12 protein-coding genes are annotated in these 13336 nt (G+C 62.4%); all 12 read left to right on the top strand.

Annotated features, from left to right (window positions below; translation table 11 throughout):
* The first annotated feature begins 30 nt into the window (after positions 1-30).
* A complete protein-coding gene (locus GGD82_RS16195; protein ID WP_211364821.1) occupies positions 31-1620 on the top strand; it encodes a phage portal protein in 1590 nt (529 codons plus the stop codon).
* Between the two features lie 88 nt (positions 1621-1708).
* On the top strand, positions 1709-2605 hold the full coding sequence (locus GGD82_RS16190; RefSeq protein WP_150063514.1) for a DUF6651 domain-containing protein: 897 nt from the start codon (positions 1709-1711) through the stop codon (positions 2603-2605).
* Positions 2606-2737: 132 nt separating this feature from the next.
* The gene (locus GGD82_RS16185; protein ID WP_150063515.1) at positions 2738-3640 is read left to right on the top strand and encodes a major capsid protein; all 903 of its coding nucleotides are present in this window, start codon (positions 2738-2740) and stop codon (positions 3638-3640) included.
* An 85-nt stretch (positions 3641-3725) separates the two neighbouring features.
* Positions 3726-4334, top strand: coding sequence for a hypothetical protein (locus tag GGD82_RS16180; protein WP_150063516.1), 609 nt, complete (start codon positions 3726-3728; stop codon positions 4332-4334).
* 1 nt (position 4335) lies between these two features.
* A complete protein-coding gene (locus GGD82_RS16175; RefSeq protein WP_150063517.1) occupies positions 4336-5223 on the top strand; it encodes a phage tail tape measure C-terminal domain-containing protein in 888 nt (295 codons plus the stop codon).
* Positions 5220-5606, top strand: coding sequence for a hypothetical protein (locus GGD82_RS16170; RefSeq protein WP_150063518.1), 387 nt, complete (start codon positions 5220-5222; stop codon positions 5604-5606). The genes GGD82_RS16175 and GGD82_RS16170 overlap by 4 nt, the downstream gene beginning before the upstream one ends.
* Position 5607: 1 nt before the next feature.
* Positions 5608-6228: a phage minor tail protein L gene (locus tag GGD82_RS16165; protein WP_150063519.1), complete on the top strand. Its 621-nt coding sequence runs from the start codon at positions 5608-5610 to the stop codon at positions 6226-6228.
* Positions 6229-6239: 11 nt separating this feature from the next.
* Entirely contained in the window at positions 6240-6659 is a 420-nt protein-coding gene (locus GGD82_RS16160; RefSeq protein ID WP_170284408.1) for a C40 family peptidase, read from the top strand.
* Positions 6610-11499, top strand: coding sequence for a host specificity factor TipJ family phage tail protein (locus tag GGD82_RS16155; RefSeq protein ID WP_150063521.1), 4890 nt, complete (start codon positions 6610-6612; stop codon positions 11497-11499). Before GGD82_RS16160 ends, GGD82_RS16155 begins: the two co-directional genes overlap by 50 nt.
* Complete coding sequence (locus GGD82_RS16150) at positions 11496-11900, top strand: hypothetical protein (RefSeq protein ID WP_150063522.1); 405 nt, start codon at positions 11496-11498, stop codon at positions 11898-11900. The genes GGD82_RS16155 and GGD82_RS16150 overlap by 4 nt, the downstream gene beginning before the upstream one ends.
* On the top strand, positions 11897-12289 hold the full coding sequence (locus tag GGD82_RS16145) for a hypothetical protein (RefSeq protein ID WP_150063523.1): 393 nt from the start codon (positions 11897-11899) through the stop codon (positions 12287-12289). Before GGD82_RS16150 ends, GGD82_RS16145 begins: the two co-directional genes overlap by 4 nt.
* Before the next feature lie 65 nt (positions 12290-12354).
* Entirely contained in the window at positions 12355-13161 is an 807-nt protein-coding gene (locus GGD82_RS16140) for a hypothetical protein (protein ID WP_150063524.1), read from the top strand.
* The last annotated feature ends 175 nt before the right edge of the window (positions 13162-13336 follow it).

Raw genomic sequence — 13336 nt, 5'->3', positions numbered from 1 at the left:
CGTGCGTGTTGAAAAACGACGAGGACTGACGTGCCCCTGTTCAGTGGAAATCTGCCCAACTCCGAAGAGATGAGCCGCTTTATCAAGCGGCGCCACCCGGAGTACGCGGAAAATGTAGGGCACTGGGATTTTCTGGAGGCGACCTACAGGGGCGGCCGCGCCTGGTTCGAAGACCACATCTTCCATTACATCAAGGAAGGTGACGCAGAGTTCAAGGACCGCCTTGCGCGCGCCTATCGGTTCAATCACACGCGCGAAATCGTTGATCTTTTGAACAAGTACATCTTTCGCTCGCCGATCGCGCGCAACACCAAGGATGCTGATCGCGTCGTCCAGGCGTTCTGGAAAAACGCCACACTGTCCGGGCTGAACGTCGACCAGTACATGAAGCTGCTGGCCAATCGGTCGAGCGTGTTCGGCCGGGTGTGGGTGTTCGTCGACAACAACCGGCGCGATGGCGCCCTGACTATCAGCGAAGATGCCAAGACGCGATTCTATTCCTACTTCGTGAAGCCTCAGGACGCAATGGACATGGGCTTCACCGAGACCGGGGACCTGAATTGGATCCTGGTGCGCGAGTATCACCGCAACGACGAGGATCCGCTGCGCGCGGATGGTAAGGTCGAGGAGCGGTTCCGCCTGTGGACACGGGATTCCTGGCATCTGTTTAAGGTCAATAAGCAGAAGCGCGGATCCGGCCAGGCCGTGCTGCTGGACGAGGCCATGCACAATCTCGGTCAGGTGCCGTGCTTCGCGCTCGATCACATGTTGGGTGAACGCAAGTACGTCTCGGACGCGATGATCGCCGACACGGCCTATCTGGACCGGGCCGTTGCCAACTATCTGTCGAACCTGGACGCCATCATTCAGGACCAGACCTTCAGTCAGCTCGCCATGCCAGCGCAGAACCTGATGCCGGGTGAGGACGATTACGTCAAGTTGCTGGAGATGGGCACCAAGCGGATCTTCCTGTTCAACGGCGAGGGCGGCGGGGTGCCGATGTACATCTCACCGGACGTCAAGCAGGCCGAGATCATCGTCGGCGTCATCAACAAGATCATCTCCGAAATCTATCACTCCGTCGGCATGGCCGGCGAGCGGACCAAGCAGGACAACGCCGTCGGCATCGACAACAGCTCCGGCGTCGCCAAGGCGTATGACTTCGAACGCCTGAATAGTCTGTTGGTCAGCAAGGCGGAATCCCTCGATCGCGCCGAGAACCAACTTGTGCATCTCATCCTGCTGTGGGCCGGCAAGAGTCGCGCCGATGACGAGGCGGACCTGGTGCGCTACCCGCGCGACTTCGACACCCGCGGCCTCTACGACGAGTTCGACATCGCCGAACGCCTGGCGCGGGTCGAAGCGCCCGACGTGGTGCGGCGCGAGCAGATGAAAGATGTTGTGGACAAGCTCTTCCCGGCGCTGAGCAAGGATCTGGTCGCCGAGATCGAGCGCGAGCTGAAGGATTGGCCGCCGACCGCCGAGGGCATGATTGAGACGATGCAGGCCGGCGCCGGCGCGGCCGCCCGTGGCGCGGGCCAGGATCAGCTGCCGCGCAATGCCGAAGAACAGAATCGCCAGGGCCAGGTGACGCGGAATACCGCGGACGCCGGGTCCTGACCGTGCGGGATCGCCACACCGCACCTCCTGGGCCAAGAGACCGGCCCGACGACGCAGACCGAGAGACTGGTCAACAAGAGGAACGATCATGACGAAGAAGACGACGGACGACGCCATCATCGCCTCGGGCATCGCCTCGGGCGCGCTGTCCCTTATGGGCATGAGCCTGTTCGGGCCGCGGGTATGCTTCGAGCCGGAAGGCAAGGGCGGTCAGACCGCGGATGAGGGCGCCAAGAACGGCGCCGCGGACGACAAGGGCACCAAGGATGCCAAGACCGACAAGGGCGAGGATTCCTCGCTTCTGCATGAGGTGATGCAGAAGAAGGAGAAGATCGCCGAGCTGTCCACGGCGCTGGAAGCCGCGCAGACGGCGCTCAAGCGGTTCGACGGCATTGACCCGGATCAGGTGCGCGAGCTGCTGCGCGCGCAGCAGGAACGCGAACAGAAGGACGCCGAGACCCGCGGCGACTTCGAGCGCGCCAGGGACATGATGAAGACCGAACACGCGCGGGAGATCGACGCCTGGAAGACCCAGGTCGCCGAGCTGACCGCGACGTTCGAGGGCCGCGTCGCTGAGCTTGAGGCCACGCTGGCGCAGGCTGAGGACACGATCAACGATCTGACGATCGGCAGCAATTTCGACACCAGCGGCTTTATCACCGGCGAGACCGTGCTGCCGCCTTCGAAGGCGCGGGCTCTGTACGGCAGTTACTTCGATGTCGAGGATGGGCGGCCGGTCGCCTACAACAAGCCTCGTGGCGCCGCTGATCGCACCAAGATGGTGACGGGCGCCGGCGAGACGATGAGCTTCGAGGCCGCCATCCGGTCTCTGATTGAAAACGACCCGGACAGTGGCTCGCTGCTGCGCAGCAAGATCAAGCCGGGCGCCGGAAGCGGGACCGACAGTGATGCCAAGGCGGCGCCCACGTCGAGCCTGCACGGAGCGTCGCGCATCCAGGCCGCCCTCAACAAGCGGAAGAAGTAAGCCGTCGCGCCAAGCGAGAACGTAAATCACATTTGATTTATTTTCCGCTTGGCGCAGTTCTTTCGGCGAGCGTATAATGGATGCCTCTTTAGGTCTGTGGCGACGGACTATTCACTTGGCAGGAGAAAGTAGATGCCGCTTCTGAAGGTGGAGGCTGAAAAGCTCTCCGAGGAGTTCATGGAGCGTGGCGTGATCGAAGAGATCATCGACCGCGACGAGTTGTTCCAGTTTCTTCCGTTCATGGGTGTGGACAACAAGGCGTACACCTACAACCGCGAGGGTACGCTGAGCGAAGGCCAGTTCCTGGATCCCTACGATGTCGTACCGGAAGGTGCTGCGACGTTCGAGGAGGTCGTCACGCGCCTGCGCATCCTGGCCGGCGACGTCGACCTCGACAAGTTCCTGATGTCCACCATGTCGGACGCCAATCCGCAGCTCGCCATCCAGCTCGCTGCGAAGGCGAAGGCCCTGGGCCGCGCGCTGCGCCGGACCATCATCAACGGCGACAACAGCGTCAACGCCAAGGAGTTCGACGGTCTGAAGAAGCTGATGCCGGCGAACCAGACCCTGGTCGCGGGTAACGATGGCGGCGCCGTGAGCCTGATGGCGCTCGACGAGCTGATCGACGCTGTGTCTCTGGGCGCGGACTGCCTGATGATGCGCGAAGGCACCTGGCGCGCCATTCGTGCGCTGCTGCGCGCGACCGGCGGCATCACGCCGGAGTACATCATGTTGGAGAACTTCGGCCAGTCGATTCCCGCTTACAATGGCAAGCCGGTCATCATCAACAACTACATCACCGCCGACGAGACCCAGGGCGCCGGAGATGATCTGACGTCGATCTACGCGCTGCGCCTGAACGAGACCGACGGTTTTCACATGCTTTATGGGGGCGAAAGCGCCGGCATCGTCGTGGAAAACGTCGGCACCGTCCAGAACAAGGACGCCGAACGCTGGCGGGTGAAGTGGTACGTGGGCAGTGCCCTGAAGGCGACCCATTCGGTGGCGCGTCTGCGGGCGATCAGCAACGTCTAATCGTGGCGTTGATGATAAATCAAATATGACGTATCATTTAGGGGCGCGGGGCAACTCGCGCCCCTTCGCATAGGAGCGTGAACGTATGAAGGTAAAGATCGTCGAGCCGGGCTTTGAATCCTTCACGGGGCATTTCGGCCTGGTGGAGTTTCAGAACGGCGTGTCGCTGCGCGATGTTGAGCCCTATGAGCTGGATCGCCTAGCCGCCAACGTTCGCATCGAGAACCTGAAGGGCCAGGCCGCCGGCGTGGCTGATCGCATGGTCGAGGCGCACAACGAGGTCGCCCCCGTGATCTCGCCCCTGGTGCGGGGCCTGCCGGAGCAGGTCATGGCGCCGGTGCCGAAGACCGTTGCTGAGGGCCTTCCGCCCCGCGTCTATTCCGAGAAGGAGCTGGGCGCCATCGCGGATGAGGGTGGTATCAAGATGCTGCGCGAGATCGGCGAGAAGTGGGAGGTCAAGGGGCGCGGCATCGCCGAGCTGATCCACGACATCCTCGACGCCGAGGATCGCTACTGCGAGGCCCGCGGCCTGATCAAGACGCACCGTCTAGACATGAACGACGGCGACGTCGTGGTCGAGGGGATCGACGAGCCCGAGAAGGCCAAGGACGCCGCGGCCAAGATCGGCGACATGGCCGAAGCTCTGAACGCGGCGCTCGCGGCCGAGACGAACGAGGCGCAGAAGGACGAGTGACATGAACACCTATGCGCCGTTGGCCGAGGTTGATCGCGAGCGCGCCCAGCAGCAGTACGAGACTGAGGTGGATCGGCAGCGCCGGCTCATCGAGCTGTATGTCCAGTATGGCGCCGATCGCAGAGAGGTTGAGGAAGAGTATCAGGCGTGGCTCGTCGCCAAGCAGGCTGAGCTGGAGCGCGCGACTGAAAGCTCTTTCGCCAAGATGTTTCGCGAGTGGAGCGATACCACAAACGTGATGCGTGACGCCGGCGCCGACTGGCTGGATGACCTGACCGATCGATTCGTCAATTTCGTCAAGACGGGCAAGTTCGCCTTTGCCGATTTCGCGGAGGCGATCCTGGCGGACATCCTACGCATCCAGGTGCAGGCGGCCGCGGCTAAGATGGGCACCTCGATTATGGATGGGATCGGCAACGCGCTGAGCGGCATCACGAGCGGCCTGTTCGGCACTACGGGCGCCACAAGTAATGTGAGCACGCCGTTGAGCTTAGTGGGTGACCGCGTGCCGACCGTAAGCAACGCTCAACTGGGCGGCATTTACCACAGCGGCGGCATCGCCGGCGTCGAGAACATGCAGCCGATCGAGAAGATGTTCGCCTCGGCCCGGCGCTATCACAACGGTGGGTTCGCCGGTCTGCGTTCCGACGAGGTGGCGGCCAAACTTCGGCGCGGCGAGGGCGTGTTCACAGAAGGCCAGATGAAGGCCCTGGGTATGAACAATGCCCGCCCGGTCGAGGTCAATGTGATCAACCAGACCGGCCAGCAGGTCGATGCGAAGAGTCAGCAGCGTTTCGACGCTCGCGGCATGATCCTCGACATCGTGCTTCAGGCCGCCAATCAGCCCGGCGCGTTCCGCGAGGGTATGAAGGGAGCATTCGGCACATGACGGCTTTTCCGCCCGCGCTTCAGGCCCGTCTGGACGCGAAGAAGTTCGAGCAGACCCACCAGGACCCGGCCATGCGCGCCGAGACCGAGGGCGGCTATGTGATCACGCGGCCGCGCTTCACCCGGCGGCCGCGCCGGAGCTGGACGCTCGGGCTGACCAACATCTACGACGACGACAAGGCGACCCTGGAAGCGTTCTGGAACGAAGTGCGGGGTGGCTCGACGGCCTTCGATCTGACCTTGCCGATCACCGGTGAGGTCGTGCCCGTGCGCTTCGCCGACGGCAGCACCATGAAGTTCGAATACACGGGCTCGATTCTTCAGGACGACGGCGTCCACGGCGGCCGCTGGGATGTTTCGGGTCTGACCGTTCAGGAGGTGTGAGATGCCGAACCATCTGTCGGTCGCAACCATCATCGAGGCCAATCGGATCCACTCCGAGACCGCGTTTCTGATCGCGCTGGAGGTCGATATTGTCGACCCGGTGACGAACACGCTGGTCGAGACGATGCGCGCCGTGTGCAACGACGAGGACATTACCTTCAATGGTCAGACCTACATCGCGACCCACTTCACCGTCGGCGCCGAGACGGCCGCCGGCGAGACGCCCAACATCACACTGTCGATCACCGACTACACGAACGCGCTGAGCAAGCCCATGGAGTTGTATGGCGGCGGCGTCGGATTCGAGGCGCGGATTCTGGTCATCAACAGCGGCGCCCTCGATGCGCCGCCGGAAATCTCGGAACGCTTCAAGGTGATCCAGGCGTCCATCCGCTCGTTCGTGGTGAGCTTCACCCTGGGTGCGGAGAACCCCCTGACCATGCGCTGTCCGACGCGGCTTCAGTACCGGGATCGCTGCCCCTGGCGTTACAAGGGACCGCAGTGCGGATATGCCGGCGACATGCCGAGTTGCGACTACACGCTGCAAGGCGATAACGGCTGTGCGGCGCACGGCAACAATCTTCGTTTCGGCGGCTTTCCGGGACTCATGCTGCGCTCGTAGGTAAATCAACCGTGACTGATCTTCCTGAGTCCGCTATACTGGATTTGATCGGAAAACCCTTCGCTTACGGCGGGCGAGGCCCCGACAGCTTCGACTGTTATGGGCTTCTGATGGAGCTGTATCGGCGCAAAGGCGTGATGCTGCCGGACTATCGCAGCCCGACGCGACTGCACGACATCGCGGCCGCGCTCGCGGACGGCCTTTGGCGGTGGACGCCCATCGAGTCCCGGCCCGGCGCCGCCGTAACGTTTCGCATCAAGGGGTACGGCGCGCACGTCGGTCTGGTTCTGCGGCACGATCGGTTCATCCACACCTGGGAGGGGACCGGCGGCGTGTGTATCGAACGACTAAGCCACTGGAAACAAAGGGTTTTGGGCTTCTATGACTTCGCCGATCTGCCGCACCACGACGAACCTGCCCGCGCCGACTGACACGCTTCCGTCGTTCCGTTGTCATATCGTCTACAACGTCCTTCAGCCCGAGATCCAGTCGGTCGACCATATCCTGTGGTCGCCGGCCAAGACACTGGCCGACTATATGCAGGGTATGCCCGAACACCTGGAGTGGGGCATCGCGCTGAACGGCGAGGGCGTCGACCATATCCTGTGGCCGGTCACGTTGGTTAAGCCGAACGACGTCGTGGTGGTGGTCGTAATTCCGGAAGGTGGCGGCGGCAGCAAAAGCATCATGCGTATCGTGGGCATGATCGCGATCGCCGCGATCGCGGCGTGGGCGGGGCCGGGACTGGTGCCAGCCTCCATGGTGGGCACGATGGGTGGCTCCATCATGGGGTCGGTGATCACGGGCGCGATCACGATTGTGGGCGGTCTGTTGATGAACGCCCTACTGCCGCCGTCCAAGCCCAGGACGCCGGAAATTGCCGACGCGTCGCAAGAAAGTCCGAACTACGGCATCGACGGCGCGAAGAATACTGCGACCGAAGATGTCGTTGTACCTTTAGTGTACGGCGAGTTTCGCGTGGCTGGAAATCTCGTCGCCGCCGAGACCGAGAACATTGATGATGTTCAATATCTCAAACTCATGTCGGTAGTTTCGGAAGGCCCGATCGAGGGCGTTTACGACATCGAGATCAACAATCAGCCGGCACTGAACTATGAGGGCGTTCAGACGACGTGGCGTCACGGCAATGCGACTCAGGAACTCTCCGACTGGTTCTCCAGCACCACGCGCCAGATCAACAAGAACGTCGTTCTTCAGGACACCGTGTGGGCCGCGCATGTGACCGAGGGTGAGGTGGATGCGATCCGCATCGACGTCACTATGCCGCAGGGCATCGGCTACTACGAGGACAACGGCGACATCAGCGAACATGAGGTTCGCATCCAGATCGAGTACAAAGCGTCCGGCGCGCCGGAAAGCGCCTGGACGGCCATGGCCCCGGCCAGCGACTGGCAGAGCTTCGAGGGTGCTGTGACGCCGGCCGATGCGACGGGCCTGCGTGTCGAAGTCGCACCGACGATCTTCGACACCGGCGAAGTCTACCATTACGACACGGGCGACAATAATTCGGTGCGCCCGGTGCGCGGGTATGACTTGACTGTCGAGTATCGCACACCGGGCGGCTCCTGGATCACGGTGGGCCAGGCGAGCGGCACAGACGATCGCTGGGGTGCGAATATTACCAGCACGCACACCTTTGATACTGAAGGGCTTCCGGCCGGCGCCCATGAGATTCGCGTTACGGGCGGTAGTCTTGTGCGAGGCTGGGCGATGCGACCGGCCAGTGCTATTATTCGGGGCACGCAACGAAATCCTCTGCGCCGTACCTTCGTAACGCCCACGCTGCCCGAAGGCATCTACGACGTGCGCGTCCGTCGAGAAAGCCCGGAGGCCGACGACGGCCGCACCATGGATGTGGTGACGTGGACCGACGTCGGCGAAGTTATTGCCGAAAAGGTGGCGTATAACAACACCGCCTATTACGGACTGCGCGTCAAGGTCTCCGAACAGATCAACAACATTCCGCAGATTAGCGCCCGCGTGCGTGGTTTGGTGGTGCGTATCTACGATACGACCAGCGTCTATCAAACTATGCGCTGGAGCAACAATCCAGCCTGGATTGTGCTGGACATGTTGGTTGATCCCAATCACGGCGCCGGAATCGGCATTCATCGCATCGATTTGCCGCGTTGGGCGGAATGGGCCGAATGGTGCGAGGAGCGCGGCTTTGTCTTCAACGGTGTGTTCGACCGCAAGTCGAACATGTGGGATTGCGTGCAGACAGTGCTGCGCGTTGGTCACGCACAGATCGTGCGCATTGGCACGATGTATTCCCTGGCGATCGAGAAGCCACAGACACCGAGCATGATGTTCGGCGCCGGCAACATCATCAAGGACACCCTCCAGATCGAATGGCTTCCGATGGAGGATCGAGCCAACGAGGTTGAGGTTAACTACTACGATCGCACCGACAGCCATCGACGCAAGGTGGCGCGTATGATCGACGAGCGCGCCCTGCGTCTCGGTCTGCCGCAGAAGGTGACGTCCGTCACCCTGGAGGGCGTGACTAGTCGAAATCAGGCGGTCTTTGAAGGTAATTACCTGATGGCGTCCAACCGCGTCATTCAACAGACCGTGACCTTCGATACTCCGCTAGAGGCGATCGCCTGCACAATCGGCGACGTGTTTTTGCTTCAGCACGACATGCCGGCGTGGACCTTCAGTGGCCGACTGGAGCCGGGCTCGTCGCGCACACTGGCGCGTCTGGACCGACCGGTGACGTTTGCGGAGGGCGAGGCCCACGCGCTGCTGATCCTGCATTCTGCGGTGAACCGCGGCACGGCCACGATCACTCTGGCCTCGGGCCGGTCGATCATGATCGCCGGCGCGCCCAGCGGCGCGATCAAGCGCGTGCGTCAGGGAACGCACGAGTTCGGCGTGATTCGCACCATTCCCGGCACCTGGACCGAGCTGATCCTCGACACCGACGCCACGGGCGTTCTGTCGGCCGGTCAGGTGATCGAGATGTGGGACACAAACGTCACGGAGGAGATTCAAGTCCACGGCACGGGCGAGGTGATGGAGATCCCGGTCAGCATGACCGCGACCCCGGACCCCTATGCTAAGTGGATGTTCGGCCCGATCGCGCGGCTCAACAAGCTGTTCCGCGTCACCTCGATCCAGGGCGACGGTATCGAGGTGACGCGGACCATAAAGGCGGTCGAGTACAACGAGCGGGTCTTTCTCGATCCCGAGGGTGTGAACGACGCTGCCAACGACGCCACGATGCCGGCGGTGCCCGATACCATCGGGCAGTGTTTCGTGGACAGCGTACGCGAGGAGATCTTGGACGTCGATGCGTTCACGATGCGCCTGCATGTGTCCTGGCCGCTGCCGCGGTTTGGCGTGTACGCCGGCGCCGAGGTCTACATCGGCATCAACGGCGACCCGCTCACGCTCTACACCACGACGACGAACGGCGCGACCAGCTTTACCCTGGTGGCTCGCGCCGGCGATGATCTGCGCATCCAGCTCGTCAGCATCGACGCCGATGGCAAAAAAGCCACGCGGGCCAATACGCCGGTCTATGCCTATGTCGTCGTTGGATCGACCACGCCGCCCGCGCCGCCCGCCAACCTGATCGCCACGGGCACGCTACGTGGCGTGAAGCTGTCGTGGGACCTGCCGGATGATCCGCGCGTCAATGGCGTCGAGGTGTGGCGCGCCGAGGTGAACAACCGCGCCGCCACCCAGCACGTCGGTACCGGCTTTGGTTGGACCTACACAGACACCAGCCTGGAGTCCTCGACCGAATATTGGTACTGGGTGCGCTGCGTCACCCGCACCGGCCTGATCTCGGCCTGGAACGCCGAGGAAGGCGTGCGCGCCGTCACGGCCGCCCTTCGGGCCGAGGACATCGCCCAGGAGATTATCGATCGCTCGATGCTCATCCCGGAGCTGCGCGAGCGGATCGACCTGATTGACTCCGATGCCATCATCGCGCGGGTCGAGGAAATCATCGACGACATCGATGTGCCGCAGGTCGAGGCTCTGTCCGAGGCGCTGCTCGACGCCCTGACGCTGGGCTACGAGCACTTCGAGGAGATCAAGGCCAATCGGGGCATCACCGATCGTCGCGCCGCCGTGGTCGACGAGAAGGTGCAGGAGCTGGTGACGGAAGACGCCACCCTGGCCGAGCGTGTCACGACCGTCGCGGTCGAGTTCGACGATCAGATCGCGCTGGTGAGCGAGAACATCAACGCGATGGCTGAAGCAGATGCCTCGCTGGCCCAGCAGATCACGGAGTTGTCGGCGGCCACGGACGGTCAGGTCGCGAGCATTAACACGACGCTCTCGGCCATGCAGGACACGACGTCGGCCCAGGCCGAAGAAATCACCACGCTGGGCGCGCGGGTCGACGACAACGTGGCGCTGGTTCAGAATGAGACGACGGCGCGCGTGAATGCTGACGAGGCCCTGGCCGAAGACGTCGAGGTTTTGGGCGCCCGCATGGGACAGGCCGAAACCGCGATCACCGAGGAGACGACGGCGCGTACGAGTCAGGACGATGCGCTGGCTAGCAGCATCAATTCTCTCGTCTCACGTGTCGGCAGCACCGAATCTGCGATCCGGACCGAGCGTAGGACCCGTGCCAACGCCGATAGCGCCGTGTCATCAAAAGTGACGACGCTTCAGTCGTCGGTGAACGGGCACACGACGGCGATTTCGCAGGTCTCGCGGAGCGTGAATGGTCTTGAAGGGCAGTACACGGTCAAGATTGACAATAACGGCCTGGTCTCTGGATTCGGTCTCGCCAGCACATCCGTCAACGGCAGGCCGTACAGTGAGTTCATTATCCGGGCGAACGCCTTCGGCGTCGTGCATCCCGGCTATCCCGGCATTATGCCCTTTGCCGTCTACAACGGTAAGGTGACGATCGATGCGGCCCATATACGCGATCTGTCGGTGGGCACCATAAAAATCGCGAACGGCGCTATCTCGCAGACGGCGGCGGCGGGCGGCGGCAAGAACACCACAGCCTATATCAATCTGAGGCAGCCTGGAACGCTTATAGCTTGGGTAAATGTGTCCGGTTATGACAGCACTCCTAATACTCCTGTCGGCGTCAAAGCCTTTCTGAACGGGGCGAGTGTCATGCACAAATCAGAGAGTGCTAGCTTAAACGGCAGTTTCACGTCATCTGGTATTTATGCAAAGTGGGCCGCTGCTGCGAATTATTCTCTAAGGGTCCAGGTTCAGGGAGCCAGCTCGGCCTCAACTTCTATAGTTCTTATGGGTGTGATGCGATGACTGCGATCAACTACACGATCTTTAACCGCGAGGGTCGCATTCATTCGAGCGGCTACTGCGATGAAACCGCCTACGACGTCATGTTGCAGGACGTCGCCGACCAAAATCTCGGCTTCGTCATCCAGGAAAAGAGCAATCACGAGACCGACTATGTGGTGAACAGCCATGTCGCGCCCCGTTTGTCACCAATGATCGACAAGACCGAGATCGCGGCCAACGACAGGGACGCGGCCGTGATCGAGAATCTGCCGGATCCGGCGGTCGTGATGGTGGACGGCGAGACATACACGATCAAGGGCGGTCGGCTGGAGGTCACTTCCGCTATGCCGGCTACCTACGCCATCTCCGTACCTGAACAATTTCCCTATACCGCTCTCGACGTGGAGATTGTCGCGCGATGAAGTTGAGCCTGGCCAAGAACTTGATCGCGCTGCGCATCGAAGCCAAGCGCCGGGTCGACGAAGCCGCCGTGACGATCCGGCACACTCGCGCCAGCTATGGCGTCGACGCGATCTATGCCGAAAAGACTCGCGAGGCGGAGCAGTACAAGGCGGCTGCTATAGCCGGCTCGCCGGACCTTGCGGACTATCCGTTTCTGTCGGCCGAGACGAAGCGACTAGGTCAGAATCCGATGGATGTGGCTGCGTTGTGGATCGAAAGGCAGCGTGAGCTAAGGACGTTTCTGGCGAAGGTCGAAGTGGCCAGGCTCAACGCCAAGGCCGCGATCGACACAGCAACGACGCCTGGCGAGATCGAGCATTTGGCCGCCTATGTTTCGTGGCCCGATTGATACATCAGAATTGACCTATCGTCTGTTCCTGGATATGCTCTAAATCCATTTGCTGGGAGTTCTTGATGGCTTGGTATTGTGCCGGCACCGTCACTGTAAATCAAAACTCAACCGTTGTGGTCGGGGCGGATACGGCCTGGACGAAGCAGGCTAAGGCGGGCGACATCTTCACGATCGACCGTGATAAATTCTACATGGTCGCGGATGTGACATCAGACGTCGGCTTGACCATTTGGCCGGCATACACGGGCGCATCGGCCCGCGATCAGAGCTACAGCATCATCCGAAACTTCACCAGCACGACCAACGCGGACCTAGCCAGTCGCATGGCGGATCTTGTCGCGCGTTGGAAGCGCCGCGAGGATGAGATGATCGCGTGGCTGAGTGGCACCGTGAGTGGCGGGCCGAATGGCGACGGCGCTTATCCACTGACCGATCTTCAGGGCAACGTCAAGATGGTGCGATGCCCGGCGTGGGTGACAGCGATACTCGGGGATGCGACCCATGGGAACATGACCCTGGGCCTGCTGGACTACACCGCCGGCCGGCCCCGGGTGCACACCGCGACCCTGGGCGCCGCGCACACGATCGCCCTGACCGAGGGCGAGATGCAGACCCTCACCCTGACGGCCGACACCGCCCTAACCCTGCCGACGCCGCCGGCCGGGCGCGGGCTGTCCGTGCTGCTCGTCCTGATTCAGGACGGCACGGGGGGCCGCACGCCCGCACTCCAGACGGCGGACGGCGCTCCTGTGCGCTGGCTCGGCGGAACCGCCCCGTCCTGGCAGACCGCCGCCGGCGCCCTCGACGTGGTAGCCGTCACGCACACCGGCACGGTGTCCTTCGCGGCCCATATCGGAGGAGGCGCCTGATGCTCGGCAACGCCATACCGCGCGCCATCCCGGCGCTCCCTCGGCCTGCCACCGGGGACCGGATCGACCTGGTCACGGCCGGGGTTGTGCAACCGGCCGCGACGTTCTCGCGGGCCTCCTCGGCGATCCTCTGGGACGGTGCTGCGTTCCAGGCGGTCGGTCCCGACGTGCCCCG

The organism is Roseospira marina, from assembly GCF_014197855.1.
In the GTDB taxonomy this organism is placed as follows: Bacteria; Pseudomonadota; Alphaproteobacteria; order Rhodospirillales; family Rhodospirillaceae; genus Rhodospira; species Rhodospira marina.
Note: the sequence above shows the minus strand (reverse complement) of the source record. Positions and strands in the feature narration are given on the sequence as shown.

What these genes read in the sequence shown, in the direction of transcription:
- GGD82_RS16180 (WP_150063516.1), top strand. Translation starts at nt 3,726, where the DNA reads ATGAAGGTAAAGATCGTCGAGCCGGGCTTTGAATCCTTCACGGGGCAT.
- GGD82_RS16175 (WP_150063517.1), top strand. Translation starts at nt 4,336, where the DNA reads ATGAACACCTATGCGCCGTTGGCCGAGGTTGATCGCGAGCGCGCCCAG.
- GGD82_RS16190 (WP_150063514.1), top strand. Translation starts at nt 1,709, where the DNA reads ATGACGAAGAAGACGACGGACGACGCCATCATCGCCTCGGGCATCGCC.
- GGD82_RS16145 (WP_150063523.1), top strand. Translation starts at nt 11,897, where the DNA reads ATGAAGTTGAGCCTGGCCAAGAACTTGATCGCGCTGCGCATCGAAGCC.
- GGD82_RS16165 (WP_150063519.1), top strand. Translation starts at nt 5,608, where the DNA reads ATGCCGAACCATCTGTCGGTCGCAACCATCATCGAGGCCAATCGGATC.
- GGD82_RS16185 (WP_150063515.1), top strand. Translation starts at nt 2,738, where the DNA reads ATGCCGCTTCTGAAGGTGGAGGCTGAAAAGCTCTCCGAGGAGTTCATG.
- GGD82_RS16150 (WP_150063522.1), top strand. Translation starts at nt 11,496, where the DNA reads ATGACTGCGATCAACTACACGATCTTTAACCGCGAGGGTCGCATTCAT.
- GGD82_RS16170 (WP_150063518.1), top strand. Translation starts at nt 5,220, where the DNA reads ATGACGGCTTTTCCGCCCGCGCTTCAGGCCCGTCTGGACGCGAAGAAG.
- GGD82_RS16140 (WP_150063524.1), top strand. Translation starts at nt 12,355, where the DNA reads ATGGCTTGGTATTGTGCCGGCACCGTCACTGTAAATCAAAACTCAACC.
- GGD82_RS16155 (WP_150063521.1), top strand. Translation starts at nt 6,610, where the DNA reads ATGACTTCGCCGATCTGCCGCACCACGACGAACCTGCCCGCGCCGACT.